The 19,212-nt window shown below is 58.2% G+C and carries 15 protein-coding genes; 12 read left to right on the plus strand and 3 right to left on the minus strand.

The window, feature by feature from the left end; translation table 11 throughout:
* The first annotated feature begins 88 nt into the window (after positions 1-88).
* Positions 89-2,119, plus strand: coding sequence for a PKD domain-containing protein (locus QWI16_RS02295; RefSeq protein ID WP_302711108.1), 2,031 nt, complete (start codon positions 89-91; stop codon positions 2,117-2,119).
* On the opposite strand, the gene QWI16_RS02300 is transcribed toward QWI16_RS02295, so the two are convergent.
* Positions 2,116-3,162, minus strand: coding sequence for a sulfite exporter TauE/SafE family protein (locus QWI16_RS02300; protein WP_302711109.1), 1,047 nt, complete (start codon positions 3,160-3,162; stop codon positions 2,116-2,118). The genes QWI16_RS02295 and QWI16_RS02300 overlap by 4 nt on opposite strands.
* A gap of 146 nt (positions 3,163-3,308) precedes the next feature.
* On the opposite strand from QWI16_RS02300, the gene QWI16_RS02305 reads away from it, so the two are divergent.
* The 9 genes from QWI16_RS02305 to QWI16_RS02345 all read left to right on the plus strand — a co-directional run bounded on the left by QWI16_RS02305 (position 3,309) and on the right by QWI16_RS02345 (position 14,323).
* A complete protein-coding gene (locus QWI16_RS02305) occupies positions 3,309-4,079 on the plus strand; it encodes an EAL domain-containing protein (RefSeq protein WP_302711110.1) in 771 nt (256 codons plus the stop codon).
* A gap of 300 nt (positions 4,080-4,379) precedes the next feature.
* Positions 4,380-5,537 (plus strand): N(2)-acetyl-L-2,4-diaminobutanoate deacetylase DoeB2, encoded by a 1,158-nt coding sequence (gene doeB2, locus QWI16_RS02310; RefSeq protein WP_302711111.1) that lies wholly within the window; start codon positions 4,380-4,382, stop codon positions 5,535-5,537.
* A 37-nt stretch (positions 5,538-5,574) separates the two neighbouring features.
* Positions 5,575-6,849: an aspartate aminotransferase family protein gene (locus tag QWI16_RS02315; protein ID WP_302711112.1), complete on the plus strand. Its 1,275-nt coding sequence runs from the start codon at positions 5,575-5,577 to the stop codon at positions 6,847-6,849.
* Positions 6,846-8,123, plus strand: a complete 1,278-nt coding sequence (doeA, locus tag QWI16_RS02320; RefSeq protein ID WP_302711113.1) for an ectoine hydrolase — start codon at positions 6,846-6,848, stop codon at positions 8,121-8,123. The genes QWI16_RS02315 and doeA overlap by 4 nt, the downstream gene beginning before the upstream one ends.
* Before the next feature lie 8 nt (positions 8,124-8,131).
* The gene (locus QWI16_RS02325) at positions 8,132-9,493 is read left to right on the plus strand and encodes an NAD-dependent succinate-semialdehyde dehydrogenase (protein WP_302711114.1); all 1,362 of its coding nucleotides are present in this window, start codon (positions 8,132-8,134) and stop codon (positions 9,491-9,493) included.
* A gap of 67 nt (positions 9,494-9,560) precedes the next feature.
* Positions 9,561-11,003, plus strand: a complete 1,443-nt coding sequence (locus QWI16_RS02330) for a sensor domain-containing diguanylate cyclase (RefSeq protein WP_302711115.1) — start codon at positions 9,561-9,563, stop codon at positions 11,001-11,003.
* Positions 11,004-11,121: 118 nt separating this feature from the next.
* Positions 11,122-12,597 carry a cellulase family glycosylhydrolase gene (locus tag QWI16_RS02335; protein ID WP_302711116.1) on the plus strand — a complete coding sequence of 492 codons (1,476 nt, stop codon included), beginning with the start codon at positions 11,122-11,124 and terminating at the stop codon, positions 12,595-12,597.
* A gap of 48 nt (positions 12,598-12,645) precedes the next feature.
* Positions 12,646-13,083 carry a hypothetical protein gene (locus QWI16_RS02340; protein ID WP_302711117.1) on the plus strand — a complete coding sequence of 146 codons (438 nt, stop codon included), beginning with the start codon at positions 12,646-12,648 and terminating at the stop codon, positions 13,081-13,083.
* 43 nt (positions 13,084-13,126) lie between these two features.
* Positions 13,127-14,323, plus strand: coding sequence for a class I SAM-dependent rRNA methyltransferase (locus QWI16_RS02345; protein WP_302711118.1), 1,197 nt, complete (start codon positions 13,127-13,129; stop codon positions 14,321-14,323).
* On the opposite strand, the gene QWI16_RS02350 is transcribed toward QWI16_RS02345, so the two are convergent.
* Together QWI16_RS02350 and QWI16_RS02355 are read right to left on the minus strand one after the other, a co-directional pair.
* Entirely contained in the window at positions 14,217-15,263 is a 1,047-nt protein-coding gene (locus tag QWI16_RS02350; protein ID WP_302711119.1) for an imelysin family protein, read from the minus strand. The two genes, QWI16_RS02345 and QWI16_RS02350, sit on opposite strands and share 107 nt — an antisense overlap.
* A 107-nt stretch (positions 15,264-15,370) precedes the next feature.
* Positions 15,371-16,033: a histidinol-phosphatase gene (locus QWI16_RS02355; RefSeq protein WP_302711120.1), complete on the minus strand. Its 663-nt coding sequence runs from the start codon at positions 16,031-16,033 to the stop codon at positions 15,371-15,373.
* Between the two features lie 209 nt (positions 16,034-16,242).
* Between QWI16_RS02355 and QWI16_RS02360 the strand changes: the two genes are divergently transcribed.
* Both QWI16_RS02360 and ptsP read left to right on the plus strand, forming a co-directional pair.
* A complete protein-coding gene (locus QWI16_RS02360) occupies positions 16,243-16,740 on the plus strand; it encodes an RNA pyrophosphohydrolase (RefSeq protein ID WP_302711121.1) in 498 nt (165 codons plus the stop codon).
* An 80-nt stretch (positions 16,741-16,820) separates the two neighbouring features.
* Complete coding sequence (ptsP, locus tag QWI16_RS02365) at positions 16,821-19,085, plus strand: phosphoenolpyruvate--protein phosphotransferase (RefSeq protein ID WP_302711325.1); 2,265 nt, start codon at positions 16,821-16,823, stop codon at positions 19,083-19,085.
* Positions 19,086-19,212: the final 127 nt, after the last annotated feature.

Here is a 19,212-nt window from a genome sequence, read left to right on the forward strand (position 1 = left end):
TTTAGTTGATTGATTTCAAAAGAGTTTTTCTTTTGGTATGAAACCTGCTCTAGCCTGCGCAACAGTCGGCAAATTATGGTGAAGGCATATGAATAATTTTACGGATGGCATTTCCCGCAAGACACGTTTGGTCAGTGCGCTCATGGCAGCCGCTTTGTTGGGGGCGTGTGGCGGAGGTTCTGACAGCGGCGGGAGTTCATCCTCGGTGGTGACATCGAGTTCGCAATCGAGTGTTTCTTCTGAATCATCGCAAAGCAGCTCGGAATCTTCCAGCAGTGCCGGCGGTGGAAATACAGCGCCTCTGGTGGATGCCGGAGTTGATATGTCGGTCGCCGCCGGAGAGGCCGTGACCCTCACCGCTCAAGCGCAGGACGACGACGGTGAAGTGGTATCCCTCATTTGGGAGCAGGTATCCGGCCCTAGAACGCCGCTTAATCCCGTGGATATCGATGAGGGGGTTTATTCTTTTCAAGCGCCTAATACCGGTGTTGATGCCACCGCGGCTATGCAATTTCGACTGACTGCTATGGACGATGATGGCGCTGCGAGTTCGGATACCGTTATGGTCACTGTGTCTCGAGTGAACCAGCCGCCGGTGGTGGAAGTGGGCAATTTCCGCACCGTCGCTGACCAGAGCACAGTGACATTAAGTGCGACGGCTTATGACCCGGATGGCGAGATCGTCAGCTATCAGTGGCAGCAAGTGGATGGTATGGCCGTCGAGCTGAGCAACGCCACCAGTAATACGGCGAGTTTTACTTTGCCGGCACTTGAACAGCAAGAGCGTTTGCGCTTTTCACTTAGAGTTGAAGACGGTGAAGGCGCATCGGCTTCTGATGCCATTACGATTGTAGTGGCCAGTTCAGATGCTCCCATTGTGTCATTGGATTTCCCGCCAGTGAAGGGTGTATTTAATGGCTCAGATATCGACGTTTTCGGGAGTGTTAATCTTGCCGAAAGCGCCGAGCTTGACCGTGTAGTTGTCGACGCGGGAGTGGCACCTGTGACGGCTACCATTACAGAGGATGGCCACTGGCGGGCCTCAGGCGTGCTTCTGCCAGAAGGCGTAGCCAGTGCCACAGTAGAGATCGCGGCCTACGACAATCAGGGGCGTGTCGGCTACGCCGAGTCCGAGCTTCGCCTCGGTGAGAATCTGCGTACCGGGTCAGGAGAGCTTTGGATTCAATCTACCGCCATGGTGTTGTCTCCTGCCGGAGATCAGGCGTGGGTCTTGGCTGAAGGCACTCAGGAGAGTGACCGCAAGCTCTTGGCGATTGATTTGACCACTGGTCACAGAACATCGAACATTACAAATTTCTCCGACCCGGAGCAGGGTCAGTCTGCTTCAAACTACACAGATATGGTTTACGACCCCAATTCCAATCAATTTTATCTAAGCGCTTGGCGCGAGGAGGAAGTTGAAGATTCAGAGACCGGAGAAAGCTATTTACAGGCGATCGGTAGTTTGCACACTGTCAATGCGACCTCAGGTGTGCGGGCACAACTAGAGCTTTCGGGGCCTGAGGGGTTTGAGCTTCTTGCTCCTCAAGGTCTCTTTCTGCGCAATAGTGAAACTCTCTATGTGGCTGATGAATATGGTGCTCAAGTTTTAAAGGTCAATCCTGTATCCGGGGAGACCCAGGTGTTAGCTGATATCAATACATCGCTTGAGGCCCTAAATGCCCCAGTACAGGTCGCTTGGAGCGAGAGCAGTCAGCAACTGTTGGTAATGCAGAGCTCGACCGGAGCGGTCGATATGCTTGGGCTCGACCTAACCCAATCTCCCGCTTTCTCAAATCTTATTTCTGAGGGGGAAGATATATCCTTCGGTCCAGTGCCCTTAGAGTCCTCCGAAAGCTTGATAGTGGACGACTCTAGTTTACGCGCATTTGTTCTAACAACTGCGGCTGACAATGTCACGGAGGTCGACATTGCGTCCGGAGAGCGTGCCATCTTAGTGGAAGACGTTGATCCCCAAGGGGAGCAGTCCAAGGACATGGTGTACCACCCCACCAGCGGCGTACTCTACACTGTGGGCGGTGAGGACTATTACCAGCAGCTGTTGGCTGTAGATCCTGACAGCGGCGACAAAGTGGTTGTCAGTACCAGCCGCTTTTAATCTCCCTGCTCCGGGCGGAGATCCCGTCCGGAGTCCGCTTTTGCTTGAGCCTCGGCAACCAGGACATTGCCCCAGGAGCGTAGCTTTTCAAACCCCCCTAGGCACACAATCACTGCAACCATGGCGGCGACAATGCCCCAGAGCCCGAGCGACTCTTTCTCGGCAAAGCAGGTCCAGACAAACTGGCCAACGCAGAGGGTAGCAACCACCAGCAGTGTAGGTTTGCGGCCTATCAGCTCGACGATAAACACGCCCAGAGGTGCGCCCAGGGCGACCACGGGTGCTGCGGCTAGCCAATTTTCGTAGACGCCAGGCTGCCAACTGTTGCTCAGGCTCTTTAGGCCGACCCCGTAAACCGAGTTAAAGGCCATGATGACCACCGAGGTGGGGATCGCGATTTTCAGGTCGGCACGGCACAGCAGCACCAAGGCGGCGTAAATGACCATGTCGATGCCTACGCCCGTCACCGACACGGCGAGGGCGCTCGCGCCCAGGCCCAGGGCAAAACCGACTTTGTGATCCCAGTGTTCATCAAAGTCGGTCATGCCGGTATGCCCGGCAATCTCGCCAATACGGTACAGGTGTAAAAGGCCAAAACTGCCCCAAATCACTGCGAAGGCGACTTTGATCCACAAATCTGTAAACAGTGGGGCGAGGAAGAAAATGCCCAGCGGTGTACCAAGTAAGGCCCCGACCGTTGCCCCTTTGAGCAGTGACCAGGCCAGAGGCTGACGCCGGGCAAAAATAAAAATGCTGGCGCTTACCATGCCAATGGATTGCACGGCGAAGCTGAAATCGCGGCCAAGGCTTGCCGGCAAGTCAAAGAACAACACCAGTACAGGGAACCCCACGGTGCCGCCGCCCATTGGGGTGGAGCCAGCGGCGTAGCTGCCGGCGGCCATGGCGAGGGCTATTGGCCAGTGGTCTTTGGCGGCCTCCCAGGCCCCTTCGGCCTGAATGAGCCAAAACCAGGTGGCGTAGAACAGTGCCAGCCACAGGAACCAGACCCAAAGGTGGGTTTTGGGGCGGGGATGAATGGACATAGTCGCGTGAAACTCCAGCCACACCTGTGCCAGCAGCGGCACGGTTTGGGCGCTATCATACGTTAAAGGCGGTCATTTTGGGATTTGCGCCTAAGTCAGCTATGATCGCATCTGTGGCGGAAATTTCAACTTAAGGAGTCCCTGGCATGATGCAAGCGCCCAGTCCATCCGATTATCAGCCCCTGGCCTGCCGGGCCTGTGTCCATGGTGATGCCCTCGGGTTTGACTTCTCCATGGCGTTCCAGCCGATTGTGGATGTGGCGCGTCGGGAGGTGATTGGCTACGAGGCGCTATGCCGCGGCCTGGCCGGGGAGGGCGCCGCTGCGGTTATGGCGCAAGTAAACGACAGCAACTTGTACCGTTTTGACCAAACCTGCCGCGTCAAGGCCATCGAGCTCGCGGCTCGTCTGGGTCTTGAGGGCTACTTGAGCATTAACTTCTTGCCCAACGCGGTCTACCGCCCCGAGCTGTGTATTCGAACAACCCTTGAGGCCGCCCGCCAGTATGATTTTCCGATTGAGCGCATTGTCTTCGAAATTACCGAGGTCGAGCGAGTTCGCGACAGTGAACATCTGCATACGATAGTCGAGTACTACCAGCGCTCCGGGTTTAAGACGGCGTTGGACGATTTTGGCGCGGGTTACGCTGGGTTAAACCTGTTGTCGAGCTTCCAGCCGGACTTACTCAAGCTGGATCGGCAGCTGATTAGCCAGATAGACCGCAATCCGGTAAAAGCAACGATCGTTCGGCACACAGTCGCCATGTGTCTCGACCTGGGTATCACGCCTTTGGCCGAAGGGGTGGAGACCACGGAGGAGTTGGCGTTTCTTCTGGGTTGTGGTGTTGAGCGTTTTCAGGGCTACCTGTTTGCACGCCCCGGGTTCGAGACGCTGCCGGTCGTTCGCTGGCCCTCCTGATTGGCCCGGTGAGTAGCGCTCTCGTTGCGACGCCTTAATCTTCGCCGCAGTGGTTTGACTCGCAAGCGCTATTGTCAATCCTTATTGCTCGCCCCCCCGGCTCATCGCGGCCAATAACGTGTGAAATTTACAATTCCTTGCGCCCTTTCGGGGCGCATTTTCCATTCTGCCTTGCTTCGTGCCCTGTATTAGTGGCTTTTTTGCTAAATAACGCGCTTTTCATCCATTGGAACAACCCTTGCGTAGTGTCTAGTATGACAAAGTGTTAGCGATTCATCACCGGTTAACCACGGGAGATTTATGACGCAATACTGGCAACAGCTGATGAATGAGGCGCAGCAGCTTCGGCGTCAACTTCACAGCGAGCCCGAGCTTGGCTGGCAGGAGACGGATACGGCGGCGCGCATACGTGATCGGCTGACGCGCTTGGATATACCCTGGCGCGCCTGCGCTGCAACTGGCACTGTGGCGACACTGCGAGCGGACGCGCAGGGCTGGCACACTGCGCTGCGCGGGGATATTGATGCACTGCCGATTCATGAGCGCACCGAGCTGACCTGGCAATCAAATCGCGCAGGCTGTATGCACGCCTGTGGCCACGATGGCCATACAGCGACCTTGCTGACCACCGCTGCCTGGCTGAAGCGTAATGAGGCTCATCTAAAGGGACCCGTCACCTTGATTTTTCAGCCGGCCGAAGAGGGCGGACACGGTGCCCGCGAGATGATCAACGATGGCGCCCTCGAGGGCGTCGAACGCATTTATGGTTGGCATAACTGGCCGGCTATCGAGTTTGGCAAGCTGGTGTGTCCCGATGGCATCGTCATGTGCGGCAATGGCACCTTCGAGGTTGCTCTGACCGGCGTGGGCGGCCACGCCAGTCAGCCTGAACTGTGCCGCGACCCTGTACTTGCGGCCAGTGCGCTGGTGCAGGCCCTGCAACAAATTGTCAGCCGCCGTCTGGCTCCACAGCAGGCCACGGTGGTGAGCGTAACCTCCATCGACGCGCCCAGCGCGCCGACGGTGATTCCGGAAAAGGCCGTGATTGGTGGCAGCATCCGCGTGTCTGATCAGAGCGCGCGTGAACGGGTCAACGCGCTCATTGAAGACATCGCGCAACAGGTTGCCGCCGCTTACGGCGTCGAGGCAAGCGTCACCATCACCCCGCGTTATCACCCGACCATCAATCACCCATCTGCGGCACAATCGGTGCGCGAGGCGTGGGGCGAATTGTATGGAAGCGATTCACTGGACCATTCCACCGCTGTGCCGATTATGGCGTCGGAAGATTTTAGCTATTACCTGCGCGAAATTCCCGGCGCCTTTGCCCTTATCGGGGCGGACGATGGAGAAGCGCATCGCCACCCCTGTCATAGCCCCTATTACGACTTTAACGACCGTTTACTGGAGCCTGTCACCCGACTTTATAGCCAGTTGGTTCAGGCGCCTCTACCTTAGTGGACACCCTGCCGCTAGTGTAATCTAGGAGAAAGTTATGAGCATATTTGAACAGCGTGAGTCAGAAATCCGCGGTTACTGCCGTGTTTACCCTGTGGTGTTCGATACCGCGAGTAATGCCAGGCAGGTGGACGATCAGGGGCGTGAGTATATTGATTTTTTCGCTGGCGCCGGTGTGTTGAATTTCGGCCACAACAACGAGCGCATGAAGCGAGCGGTGATTGACTACATTGAAGCGGACGGTGTCACGCACAGTTTGGATATGCATAGCACGGCCAAGCGCCGTTTTATGGAAAAATTCACCAAGGTCATCCTTGAGCCCCGCGGCATGCCGCACAAAATGCAGTTTATGGGGCCTACCGGTACCAACTCGGTAGAGGCCGCGTTAAAAATCGCTCGTCGTGCTACTGGGCGCCGCGAGATCGTCGCTTTTACCCACGGCTTTCACGGCATGACACTTGGGGCTTTGGCCTGCACGGCAAACCAGGCGTTTCGCGGCGCCGCCGGTGTGCCGCTTGAGCATGTATCTCACTATCCGTTTGGCTGTGAGAAAACCTGTGCGGGATGCGAGCTCGGCTGTGGTCAGGGAACGATTGAGCAAATGCGCGCGCTCTACAGCGACAGCTCCAGTGGCATTTTGCCGCCCGCCGCATTTTTGGTCGAGACCATTCAGGCTGAAGGCGGCGTGAACGTAGCAAGTGAAGCCTGGTTGCAGAGCCTGGCCGCACTGGCCAAAGACGTGGGCTCGCTGTTAATTATTGATGATATTCAGGTGGGCTGCGGGCGCACTGGCTCTTACTTTAGTTTCGATGGTATGGACCTAGATCCCGACATTGTCTGCCTGGCGAAAGGGATTGGTGGCTGGGGCACGCCCATGGCCATGAATCTGGTCAAACCCGACATTGATAAACACTGGAACCCGGGCGAGCACACGGGCACCTTCCGCGGCCAAGGACTGAGCTTTGTCGCCGGTGCGGAAGCAATCGGTTATTTCGAAGACGATGAGCTCATGGGTGAAGTTAAAACCAAGGGAAAGCTTATGCACGATACCATTGCCCATCTGGAAGAAACTTACGCGGGCGTTCAGGTGCGCGGGCGCGGTATGGTTTATGGCATTGATGTGGGCGACGGTGCGCGCGCCAAACAAATCGTCAGCGGTTGCTTTAACGACGGCCTCTTAGTGTCGGCCTGCGGGACCGGCGGTAAAGTGGTCAAATTGATTCCGCCGTTAACTATTCCCGACGATGATTTGAAGCAGGGGCTGGATACTCTGATTGCCCACGTGCAAAACGTCATGGAGGCTGCGGCATGAGACAGCGCGATGATATGACCTTTCCGTTTGAGGAATACGAGCGCCGCCTGGCAGAGCTTCGTACGCGCATTGAACAGCGTCACCTCGATGCCGTGGTCATTACCGACCCGGAAAACATTATGTACTTGACGGACTACCAGACCACTGGTTACTCCTTCTTTCAGGCTCTGGTCGTTCCGCTCGATGACGAACCCTTTATGATCACCCGCGCCATGGAGGAGTCCAACATCATCGCCCGAACCTGGGTTGAGCGAACGCGTCCCTACCCGGACACAGGCGATGCGATTCAAATGTTGGTGGACGCCCTGCGTTCATTCGGGCTGGCCGATAAGCGCATCGGCTACGAGCGCAACAGCTATTTCTTTCCCGCCTACCAGCAGGATTGTATCCACACGACTTTGACCGACGGCAAGCTGCTCGATTGCTTTGGTATTGTTGAAGAGGGAAGGGTGTGCAAATCGCCGGTGGAGATCGAGCTCATGCGCCGCGCCGCGGCCGCCACCGAGGCCGGTATGCAGGCGGGGATTGCCGCTTGCGAGGCCGGCGCCAGCGAAAACGACATTGGCGCCGCGATCAGTGCCGGCATGTTTCGCGCTGGGGGTGAGCCGCCGGCCGTTATGCCTTATGTGACTTCCGGTCCTCGTTCCATGATCGGCCATGCCACTTGGGAGGGACGCGTCGTCCAGCCGGGTGAGCATGTGTTTCTCGAGGTGGGCGGCTGCTATCGCCGCTACCACACCGCAATGATGCGCACGGTGATGCTCGGTGAGTTGTCGGAGTCAATGTACAAAGCACAGGAAAAAATGAAGCACGCGCTGCAGGCCGTGCACGAGTACGTGCAACCTGGAATGACCGTTTCGGATGCGGACAATCTTGTACGCAATATTATTTCCGACAACGACGTCGGGGCCCGGCTCATTACCCGTTCGGGTTACTCCATTGGTATCGCCTTTCCACCCAGCTGGGATGAAGGTTATATCGTGAGCTTGAAACAGGGCGAGTCGGCCGTCCTGAAAGAAGGTATGACTTTTCACATCATCCCCTGGATGTGGGGTGTGGACGGCGACAAAACCTGCGGAATATCCGACACCATTTACATCACCTCTGAAGGCTGCGAGTCCTTTTTCACACTGGATCGGGACTTCACCGTCAAGTCCGATCAGGGCGCCGCTATCACGCAAATCAGTACGCACAAAAATCGCCAGAAAAAAGCCGAGCCGAAAGTGGACGATGAGTCCAAAGACACTGGCGATGAGTCACGCAAGAACTCCTAGGAGACGTTATGCTGCAAGCGACCAACCCTTTCACGGGCCAAAAAATTGCCGATTATCCCGCGCTCAACGACACACAGATGGTCGACCGTATCGGTGAGTGTCACAGCGCCTTTGCGAGCTGGCGCGATCGCACCTTTGCCGAACGGGCCGCTGTCCTGAAAGCCGTGGCCGGTAAGTTGCGCGAGCAGAAAACAGCGATTGCCAAGTTGATGGCCGATGAAATGGGCAAGCCGATTAAAGAGGGTGGGCCCGAAGTCGAAAAAGCCGCGCTGTGCGCCGAATTTTATGCCGACAATGCCGAGACGTTTTTACAGTCTGAGACCTTGGCCTCCGATGCCGGGCACAGTTATGTGCGCTACCAGCCACTGGGCACCTTACTGGGCATACTGCCGTGGAATGCCCCGCTATGGTTGGCCTTTCGCTATTTGGCACCGGCTTTGATGGCGGGCAATACCTGCGTTATGAAGCACGACCCCAATGTCCCGGCCAGCGCCCAGGCAATTGCCGACGCCTTTGCCGCCGCGGGAGCGCCGGAGCACATAATGGTGAACCTGCCCGTGGCCACGCCCCAAGTGGAAGGCGCCATTCGCGACCCACGTATTGCTGCCGTTTCCTTTACCGGCTCGGCCGTTGCCGGTGCCAAAGTGGCAGCGGTGGCCGGCAGTGAGATTAAGCCCAGTGTCCTAGAACTTGGCGGTTCTGATCCTTGCATCGTGCTCGCCGATGCCGATCTTGAAAAAGCTGCCGATATCGCTGTGCTATCGCGTATTATCAACGCGGGGCAATCTTGCATTGCCGCCAAGCGGATACTGGTGGAAAAGCCCATTTACGGCGAGTTTGTGGCCATGCTGAAAGAGCGTCTCGCGCGGCTGCAGCTGGGTGACCCAAACTTGCCCGAGACGGATGTCGGCCCCATCGCCCGCGATGATCTGCGCGAAAACTTACACCGCCAGGTCAGCGAAACCATTGCCGCTGGCGCGCGCTGTCTGCTCGGCGGTGAACTGCCCGCCGGTGAGGGTTTCTTTTATCCCGCCACCTTACTGGTGGATGTGGGGGAGCAGATGACGGCCTTCCGTGAAGAGACGTTTGGGCCGGTGATGGCGGTTACGCCGGTGGCCGATATCGATGAAGCCCTGAAGCTGGCAAATCAGACGCCCTATGGCTTAGGCGCCGCTATCTGGACAGCGGATACCGACAGTGCAGAGCAATGGGCCGGTACCATTGAGGCCGGGCAGGTGGCCATTAACGGCATTGTCAAAACCGATCCGCGTCTGCCCAGTGGGGGTGTCAAGCGCTCCGGCTATGGTCGCGAATTGGGCCCCCACGGCATTAAAGAGTTTGTCAACGCCAAGCAGGTTTGGGTGAAATAAGGTCTTTTGCGGCATGGGGCTATGCTAAACTAGGACGTTTTGTGCGCCACAATCGAGCTATTGTTTCATGCTGCAACGAAAGTCCGTCTTCGTCCTATCTCTGAGCCTTCTCTTGCTGGTGGGTTTTGTCGCCACCAGCCTTGTGAGCTATTTGGTGGCCAGGGATTCGGTGACCACCCAGCTCGAAGAGCAGGCTCTGCCACTGACCAGCGACAATATTTACTCGGAAATCCAGCGCGACCTGCTCCAACCTCTGTTGATCTCCTCCCTGATGGCGCACGATACCTTTGTGACAGGTTGGGTAGAAGACGGCGAGCAGGAGCTGGAAAAAATCACCGACTACCTGGCGCGCATTCAGGATAAGTACGACACCATCACGGCGTTTTTCATTTCGGATCGGACCCTCAATTACTACCACACCAGCGGTATCATTAAGCAGGTCTCGGCGCAGGACCCGAAAGATGACTGGTACTTCCGGGCCAAGGCGCTCAACGGTGATTATGAAATCAACGTCGATCAGGACACGGTCGATCGCTCCCGCCTGAGTATTTTTGTCAATTATCGCGTTCTGGATGATCAGGGGCAGTTTATCGGCGTGACCGGGGTCGGACTGTCGGTGGACTCGGTGATGCAGCTCATCGAAAGCTATCAGCGTCGCTACGGCCGCACCATTTACTTTGTCGACCGTGAGGGGCGGGTCGCTCTGCACGGCGCAGGTTACAGTGGGGCAGACTGGCTGGGCGACAAGCCTGGGATGAATGGACTCTATACGCGTTTGCTCACCAGCCCCAGTGCCACAGTCTCATATCATCGAGGTGATGGGCACAAGGTCTACATCAACAGTCGCCTGGTGCCCGAGTTTGATTGGTATTTGATTGTTGAGCAAACGGACGACCCCGCCCAGCAGCAAATTGAGCGGGCGCTGTGGTTTAACCTGTTGCTGTCGCTGGCCATTACACTGCTGGTGTTGTCGATCGCCTATTTCACCTTGCGTGGCTACCAGCGGCGGCTGGAGCAAATGGCCACCAAGGACAAGCTCACTGGGGCGGCCAGCCGGCAGGTGTTTGATTTGATCTTCTCGCGGGCCGTAAAAACCGCCCAGCGTAAGGGTCAGCCGCTGGCGCTGATCAGCATGGATCTGGATCGCTTCAAGAGCGTCAATGACACCTACGGTCATCAGTGTGGCGATGAGGTGATTCGTACCTTTGCTGAGCTGGTGATCGCTCATGTGCGCGAGACAGATACTCTTTGCCGTTGGGGCGGTGAGGAGTTTCTCTTGCTGCTCGAAGACTGTGATCTCGCCCGGGCCGAACGCATTGCCGAGACCATTCGCAGCGCTTTCGAGTCCCATGTCTTTCGCTTCGGTCGCGATACCCAGCTGCTCACGGTGAGCTCGGGCGTGGCGCTCTACCGCTCCGGTGAAGGTCTCGGGCAGCTGGTGGACCGGGTTGACCAGGCGCTCTACGAGTCCAAGCGGGCGGGACGCAACCGCGTCAGCATGGCCGACTAGTCCTAAGGGGGTGTTGAGTTGCAAGTGGAAGGAGCATACGGCAGATTGTAACGGGTTACATCTTGCCGTCAAGATGCTAAGCTTGCGCCAACATAAGAAAGACACTCCAGGAGACCCCATGAGCCGCTCTCGGTTAATTGTCGCCGCTATCCTATGGATGAGCAGCGCCATGGCGCAGGCTTTTGATACGTTTATCACCCGCGATGAGCACCGCCTGATGGACGGCGATCAACCTTTCCGCTTTGCCGGTATTCACGCCCCCGAGTTGCATCGCATTGAAGATGACGCCCGCGGCGTGTGCGAGGCGGACCCAAGGGGGTGGGGGCAGTACTTTCGCTGGCCCACGGCTGATGAGCAGGAAAACTGGATCAAGGCGCTGGTGAGAACTGGGCACAAGGCGATGCGCGTCTATGTGTTGTCGATTGAAACCCCCTACGATCGGGCTTGCGCTCGCGAGACGCACGTTCTCGGTCCGACCGCCCCCGGTGGCATGCCTAGACTCAATGAGGCGGCCATGGTGCATTACGACCGCATGATTTCACTGGCTGAAAAACATGGCCTGCGCTTGATTTTGCCGTTTGTGGATCACTGGAAGTGGTGGGGCGGGCGCGAGCAGTTGGCGGCGTTTTACAATGAAACGGCGGATGATTTTTACGCTACCGGCAGCCGTACCTATGCCGCCTACCAAGATATTATTCGCCAGGTGATTAACCGCACCAACACGCTCACCGGCCGCCGGTACAAAGATGAAAAAGCCATACTGGCCTGGGAGACGGGCAATGAGCTCAAAGACTCTACCGAGCCGTTCGTAAAGAAAACCGCCGCCCTGATCAAGTCGCTGGATCAGAACCACCTGGTGATTGATGGCACCTACCTGACGGTCAATGCCTTCTCGCTCGCCGACCCCAATGTGGATATTATTTCCAATCACTTTTATACCACGAACGGCAACAATAACCCTGAGCAGGTGTTGGCTGATCTTAAGGCCATAGACGGAAAAAAAGTGTATTTGATCGGTGAGTTTGGCCTGCGCGACGCCGAAGGGCTGGACCGCATCATGCAAGCAGCGGTGCACACCGAGCACAAGGGCGCTCGGGCGGCAGGTGCCTTTATTTGGGGCTTTCGTGGGCATCGACACAACGGAGGGTTCTACTGGCATAAAGAATACACCGGCCACTACAGTTACCGCTTGCCGGGCTTTCCCGAGGGGGAGTCCAACGAGGAAATGGCGGTTGTGAATTTGGTGCGCCGGGCGCAGGCGCAAATGGCCGGACTCGAGTCTGTCCCGCCTCTGCCCGTGCCAGAGGCGCCGATCTTGCGTGCGATCGTCGATCCGCGAGAACGCATCAATTTTATGGGTTCGCCCGTGGGGCGCTTTTACCGGATTGAGCGGGCTACTTCGGCGTCCGGCCCCTGGCAGGTGGCCGGTGATAAGGTGTCCGATGGTCTGCAGGCGTACCGACCGCTAGAGCAGGCTATTTTTGCCGATGACGCTGAACTGGTGCCCGGGCAGCCATACTACTATCGGGTCATAGCTATCAATGAGAGTGGCGAGTCGCCCCCATCCAATGTCCGGCAAGTGGTTTTGCCTTAATCGGGGTGCGCCGCTAGACTAGCTCAGACAGAAGTCCGGGGGCGCGCAATGAAGCTGGTTAAAACAGCACGGGTATTGATAACAAACAGTTTGCCAGTGCTCCTGGGGGCGGCCCTGCTCGCCGGTTGTTCCAGTACGCCCTCCTACGGCAATGCCCCAGAGCAGCTCACCATCCGAATCCTGCCCAATACTAGCAAACAGTTTGTGTATCGCGTCGGTCTTTCTCCGACGATGGATCGTAACGTGAATCCGCAGGCGCGTCCCTCACGGGCGCCCGGTAAGCGTGATTACCGGCGCCTGCAAGAGCGCACGGCTTATGTCGTGGCGGCAACCGGTTTTTGCCGCGAGGGCTATCTCGAGCTGGATTTTCGTCTGAGTAACTACGTGCAGTGGCTGCGGGGGGAGTGCCGTGAGGGCGCTTCAGAAGCGGACCTGCGAGCGTTTGCCGAGCGCAATACACTGCCGCTGAATAACCTGCCCCAGTGAGCATCGGCTATACTCCGCAGCCAGCCACATTGCGGAGACCACCATGAGCTTGCCAACCCTTTACCTCAACAGCCAGATGGATCGGCGTTTAAAGCGCGGCCATCTGTGGATTTACAGCAATGAAGTGGATACCAAACGCTCGCCGCTAAAATCGCTGGAGCCGGGTACCCAGGTGCGCGTGGTCACCGCCAAGGAGCAATTGATCGGTGTGGCTATGGTGAACCCGGCCAATCTGATTTGCGCCCGGCTTGTCAGCCGCACCGACCAGCCCATGGATGAAGAACTGTTGCGCGAGCGTTTGCGGCGCGCATTGCAGTTGCGAGACAAGGCCTTCCCCGATCCCTACTACCGGCTGGTGTTTGGCGACAGCGACTTATTGCCCGGCCTGGTGGTCGATCGATTCGCTGACTATCTCGTGGTGCAAATCGCTACGGCCGGCATGGAGGCGCTGCGCGATCTGCTGGTGCCGGTGCTGGTGGAATTGCTCAGCCCTAAGGGGATTTTGCTGGCCAACGATCACAGTGCGCGCGAGCTGGAGGGGTTGGAGCGCTACACGCAAGTGGCTTACGGCGAGGTGCCGGAATTGGTAGAGCTGGTGGAAAATCAGACTCGCTTTCGTGTGCCGGTGCACGACGGGCAGAAAACCGGCTGGTTCTTTGATCACCGTGTCGGGCGCGAGCAGTTGCGTCGCTGGTCGGCGGGGGCGCGTGTACTGGATGTGTTTTCCTACATCGGTGGGTGGGGTGTTGAGGCTGCCACCGCCGGTGCGTCGCAGGTGCTGTGTGTCGATGCTTCGCAAAAGGCGGTAGCGCAAGTGTTGCAAAACGCTGCGCTCAATGGCGTATCTGAGAGAGTGCAGGCGCGCTGCGGCAAGGCGATTGAGGTGCTAAAGGCGTTGATCGCCGAGGGCGCCAGCTTCGATGTGGTGGTGCTAGACCCTCCGGCGTTTATCAAGCGGCGTAAGGATCAAAAGGCCGGAGAGGCGGCCTATCGCCACATCAATGAGCTCGGGTTGCAATTATTATCGGACGGCGGCCTGTTGGTGTCCGCCTCCTGTTCCATGCACCTGGCTGAGGACACCCTGGTGGACATTGTGCGCGCCAGTGCCTGGAAGGCGGGTCGCTATGCCCGGATTATTCAGCGGCTGGGTCAGGGGCCGGATCACCCGGTTCATCCGGCGATTGTCGAGACGAACTATCTGAAAGCGGTGTTTGCCCGGGTGTTTGCGGATCCGCGCTGAGTGTGTCGATGATGGCCTCCAGTAGCGCCTGTTCGGTTTGCTCCGCGTCTGTAGGCTCTGTTAGCGGGAGTTGCGCAAGTGTATGCAACTGCTCGCTGAGCCGGTTGATGTCGCCGATCAGCGGTATCGCCGCGCCATTGTTTGAGCCTTGAATAAAACGCCTCACTCCCTCGGCCAGCAATGGGTTTGTCGGGCAGTTGCTGGCGAACTCGCAGTGTGAGGCCGAAACCTCAGTGCTGGCGAACGCGTGCACCAGTGCCCGGCGCCACAGCTGCAGCCGGCTGTCTGGCGGCAGTCTGTTATAGATCCTCGCGCTTTCGCTGCCGGGGGATTGCCAGCGCTGCGCGAGCTCGCTTGCATCGTCACAGAGCAGTCGAGACACCAGCCTGAGCAGCTCCCGGCGTCGGTTCTCCGGTCGATCATGGGCATCGAGTGAGTCGGTGCCTGAGGTGGCTTTTGTGTAGTCGCCGGCCTGCCGCTCGCCCTGCTCGCCAAAGAGCAAAAACTCCAGTACATGCAGCCCCAGTGACGCTTCGTAGGATGAGGTCAGGCCATGCTGCTCTCGCAGATTGGTGCGGTTTATGTCCAGGGTAATGTCGTTCACGATGCCGCTGAACGGATAGCCTTGCACCGCATCCAGGTAACCTGCGGCTATGGGATAAGCGTCGATGGCGGCCAGGGTGTCGCTAAGCTCGGCAAATAAGTCCGGGCTGGTATCGGCGAGAGCCGTGACCGGTGCAGTGCCTAGCCACTGCTCGTGCAGTGATTGCCAGCGCTCTTGCGCTGCCTGCAGGTGTGTATCTGTGGGGGCTTCGAGAAACGCTAGGTTGGAAGCGTGGGCAATGTTGCAGGCTTGGGTGAACTCAACCAGGCTGTCGCCGGCTCGCTGCCAGAGCGTCAGCGAGAATTGGCTGGCTTGCTCCGGCGAAAGCGCTGGCACCGTTGGCTCACTCGCTGGCGCGCTTTGTGCGGACTCATGTCCAGGCGCGGGTGAGCGTTCGCAGGCCGCGCTCAGTGCAAACAGTAAGATAAGAGCCAGCGGTCTGATCACTGGGCTTGCCTCAAATCAAGGGTGGGCCAGTTGCGTTCGCGGGCAATGGCGGCGAGTTGCGCGTCAGGGTTGACGGCCACCGGGTGGCTGACGGTTTCCAGCAGAGGTAAGTCGTTGATAGAGTCGCTGTAAAAGTAGCTGCCTGCAAGGCTGTGCGGCTGGTTTTTGAGCCATTGGTTCAGGTGTGTGATTTTGCCCGCGGCAAAGCAGGGCGTGCCGAGATAGTTGCCGGTGTAACGCCCATCCACCTGTTCTGGGTCGGTCGCCAGTATGTCGTCCACCCCAAGCTTCTGGGCAATGGGGCGGGTGATAAAACCGTTGGTGGCGGTAATAATCAGTAGGTAATCGCCCCGCTGTCGGTGCTCGGCCAGCAGCTGCTGGGCTGCTGGCAGGAGCATGGGTTCAATGGCGGTGGCCATAAAGTCCTGATGGATGCGCGCCCAGTCTTCGACTGAGCGCTGCGCCAGTGGCGCGAGGACAAAGCGGAGGTAGGCGTCGATGTCGAGTTCGGCGCGCTGGTAGTCCTGATAAAAGGCGTCGTTTTGTCGGCGGTACTGCGCTTCATCCACCAGCTTTTGCTCGATTAAAAATTCGCCCCAGCGGTGATCGCTGTCTCCGGCAATCAGGGTGTTGTCCAGGTCAAAAATCGCCAGTGCCACGCTCAGTCTCCGCTCAAAATGGCGTAGCATAGCGCCCGCAAGGCCGCATCGCCAGTCGCCGAGCCCGCACTGTGTGAGACGGGCCGTTTATTTCAAAGCCGGGCTCCGCGCTTAATTGCTGAGTTGACGGTATTTGTGGAACAATGCGGGGAGTTTCACTCTCCCCCGGCGAATGGGGAGCTTTACAGAACGAGTAACGGGTAAATGATGTGATTGATGCCGACGGGTTTCGCCCGAATGTAGGGATAATTCTCAGCAATGACCGGGGGCAGCTGCTCTGGGCGCGGCGCGTAGGTGGACAGGATGCCTGGCAGTTTCCTCAGGGGGGGATTAACCCGCATGAAAGCCCCGAACAGGCGCTCTATCGCGAGCTCGGTGAAGAGGTTGGCCTGATCGAGCAGGATGTGGATATTCTGGCCTGCACTCGCGGCTGGCTGCGCTACCGTTTGCCGCACCGGCTGATCCGGCAAAACACTCAGCCTTTGTGTATTGGCCAGAAGCAAAAGTGGTTTTTGCTGCGCCTGCGCGGTGAGGATGCCAGCGTCACGCTCGACAACGGTGGCCGGGCAGAATTTGATGATTGGCGCTGGGTCAGCTATTGGTATCCACTGGGTAAGGTGGTGGCTTTTAAGCGGGACGTCTATCGCCGGGCCCTGAAGGAGCTGGCTCCGATTCACAGCCGGCTGGAGCGTACCGGAAGCAGTTGACAAGCGCTGGGTGTACGATGCTGAATCACAGACACGGCGGCCTGGCCGCCCTTGGGGAATGACGATTTCAAATGGCCTCTATGCTTAACTCGCTGCGCAGTATCGTTCAGGAAGTTAATGCCGCTCGCGACCTGCATAAGGCGCTGGGCATTATCGTCACGCGCGTCAAACAGGCCATGCACACTCAGGTGTGCTCAGTGTATCTGCGCGACCCGGCGGGTGATTATGTGCTCATGGCAACCGACGGTCTCAAGACTGAGGCCGTCGGGCAGGTTCGTCTGGCGCGCAACGAGGGTCTTGTCGGACGGGTAGTGGCGCGCGAGGAACCGGTCAACCTCGAGGACGCCGAGTCCCACCCCAGCTACCAGTACTTTCCCGAAACGGGCGAAGAGCGCTTCAGCTCCTTTCTCGGGGTACCCATTATCCACCACCGACAGGTCCTCGGTGTGCTGGTGGTTCAGCAAATCGAGCGGCGCCGCTTTGATGAAGGTGACGAGGCCTTCCTGGTCACCATGTCGGCTCAATTGGCCGGCGTCATCGCGCACGCCGAGGCCACCGGCACCATGGTGGCGGTGGGTAAGGCCGCAGCCCAGGCCAAGTTTGCCGGTGTTTCCGGCGCTGCGGGCATTGCGATCGGTGAGGCGGTGGTGGTGGCGCCCTTGGCCGATCTTAAATCTGTACCCTACCAGCGCTGCGATGACATTGAGGCCGAGATCGCATTTTTTCAGCGCTGCCTGATGGCGGTGCGTCAGGATATCAAGGGTCTGGGTGAGCAGCTGGAAGAGCGGCTCAATCGCGAAGAGCGGGCGCTCTTTGATGCCTACCTCGCGATGCTCGACGATGCCTCGCTGGGCGGTGAAGTTATCGCCAAGATCAAAGAGGGCACCTGTGCGCCCTACGCCTGGAGCGAGGTTATTCTCGAGCATGAGAATACTTTTGCCAGCATGAGTGATGCCTATCTGCGCGAGCGGGCCACCGATGTGCGCGACCTCGGCCGGCGGGTTCTCGCCTATCTGCAGGAGTCCAACCAGCACTGTAAGATCTACCCGGACCAGACCATTCTTATCGGCGATGACTTGACGGCCTCGATGCTGGGTGAAGTGCCCGAAGACAAGCTGGTGGGTCTGGTGTCAGTGCAGGGCTCGGGTAACTCCCACGTTGCCATTTTGGCTCGTGCCATGGGAATTCCGACGGTGATGGGTGCGGTGGATTTGCCCTACACGCGCATGGACGGCCGCCCAGTGATCGTCGATGGTTACAAGGGGGCGGTTTACAGTGACCCTGGCCCCCAAATGCTCAAGCACTATCGGGCCATAGCGCAAGAAGAGGAAGAGCTGGTCAAGGGGCTTGAGGCGCTTAAAGATCTGCCCTGTGAAACGCTTGATAAGTACCGCTTGCCGCTCTGGGTTAATACCGGGCTGATGACCGATGTAGTGCGCTCGCTCGAGCGCGGCGCTGAAGGTGTCGGCTTGTATCGCACCGAGGTGCCTTTTTTATTGCGCGACCGCTTTCCCTCAGAGGAGGAGCAGCGCACCATTTACCGCGAGCAGCTCGAGGCGTTTGCACCCCACACCGTGACCATGCGGACATTGGATATCGGTGGGGACAAGGCCTTGCCTTACTTCCCGATTCACGAGGACAACCCTTTTCTTGGTTGGCGGGGCATTCGCGTGACCCTGGACCATCCGGAGATCTTCCTGGCGCAAATCCGGGCCATGATGAAAGCCAGCAGCGGGCTGGATAACCTGCGAATTCTCCTGCCCATGATCAGTGCGGTGCATGAGCTCGAAGAGGCCAAGGCCCTGATCTACCGCGCCTACCACGAATTGCTGGAAGAGGGGTTCGCGGTCAAGTTGCCGCCGATTGGCGTTATGATCGAGGTGCCTGCGGCCGTCTATCAGGCGCGCGAACTGGCAGCTCGGGTCGATTTCCTGTCGGTGGGCAGTAATGACCTGACCCAGTATCTGCTGGCGGTGGACCGCAACAATGCCCGGGTGGCGGATCTCTACCAAGCTTTCCACCCGGCGGTGCTGCGCGCCTTGCAGCAGGTGGTGCTGGACGGTCACACCCAGGGCGTCAGCGTTGGCATCTGTGGCGAGCTTGCCGGTGATCCGGGCGCCGCAGTGATTTTGATGGCCATGGGCTATGATGTGCTGTCTATGAACGCCACCAACCTGCCCAAGGTTAAGTCGGTGATCCGAGCGGTCAATCTCGAACAGGCCGAAGCCTTGCTAGACGATGTGATGCGCCTGTCTGATGCTGGCGAGGTGCGCTCTCGGATCGATCAGACCCTGCGTGAGGCGGGCGTCACCCGGGTAGTGCGGCCCCTGGAGGAGGGCGATTAGCTCTTTGTGATTGCCGGTGTTTGTGGCGGCCCTTGGCCGTGTCGGGATCAATGCCAGCCGAACCTGTAAGCCCGCTTGCGGTTTCGCCGGTAAGATGCCGATGTTATGATTGCCCGCACTTTTTGAT

The organism is Gilvimarinus algae (assembly GCF_030518215.1).
GTDB lineage: Bacteria > Pseudomonadota > Gammaproteobacteria > Pseudomonadales > Cellvibrionaceae > Gilvimarinus > Gilvimarinus algae.

Coding starts and splice junctions, on each gene's coding strand:
- QWI16_RS02335 (WP_302711116.1), top strand. CDS start 11,122: ATGAGCCGCTCTCGGTTAATTGTCGCCGCTATCCTATGGATGAGCAGC.
- QWI16_RS02300 (WP_302711109.1), bottom strand. CDS start 3,162: ATGTCCATTCATCCCCGCCCCAAAACCCACCTTTGGGTCTGGTTCCTG.
- QWI16_RS02330 (WP_302711115.1), top strand. CDS start 9,561: ATGCTGCAACGAAAGTCCGTCTTCGTCCTATCTCTGAGCCTTCTCTTG.
- doeA (WP_302711113.1), top strand. CDS start 6,846: ATGAGACAGCGCGATGATATGACCTTTCCGTTTGAGGAATACGAGCGC.
- QWI16_RS02340 (WP_302711117.1), top strand. CDS start 12,646: ATGAAGCTGGTTAAAACAGCACGGGTATTGATAACAAACAGTTTGCCA.
- QWI16_RS02315 (WP_302711112.1), top strand. CDS start 5,575: ATGAGCATATTTGAACAGCGTGAGTCAGAAATCCGCGGTTACTGCCGT.
- QWI16_RS02305 (WP_302711110.1), top strand. CDS start 3,309: ATGATGCAAGCGCCCAGTCCATCCGATTATCAGCCCCTGGCCTGCCGG.
- QWI16_RS02295 (WP_302711108.1), top strand. CDS start 89: ATGAATAATTTTACGGATGGCATTTCCCGCAAGACACGTTTGGTCAGT.
- doeB2 (WP_302711111.1), top strand. CDS start 4,380: ATGACGCAATACTGGCAACAGCTGATGAATGAGGCGCAGCAGCTTCGG.
- QWI16_RS02345 (WP_302711118.1), top strand. CDS start 13,127: ATGAGCTTGCCAACCCTTTACCTCAACAGCCAGATGGATCGGCGTTTA.
- ptsP (WP_302711325.1), top strand. CDS start 16,821: ATGCTTAACTCGCTGCGCAGTATCGTTCAGGAAGTTAATGCCGCTCGC.
- QWI16_RS02325 (WP_302711114.1), top strand. CDS start 8,132: ATGCTGCAAGCGACCAACCCTTTCACGGGCCAAAAAATTGCCGATTAT.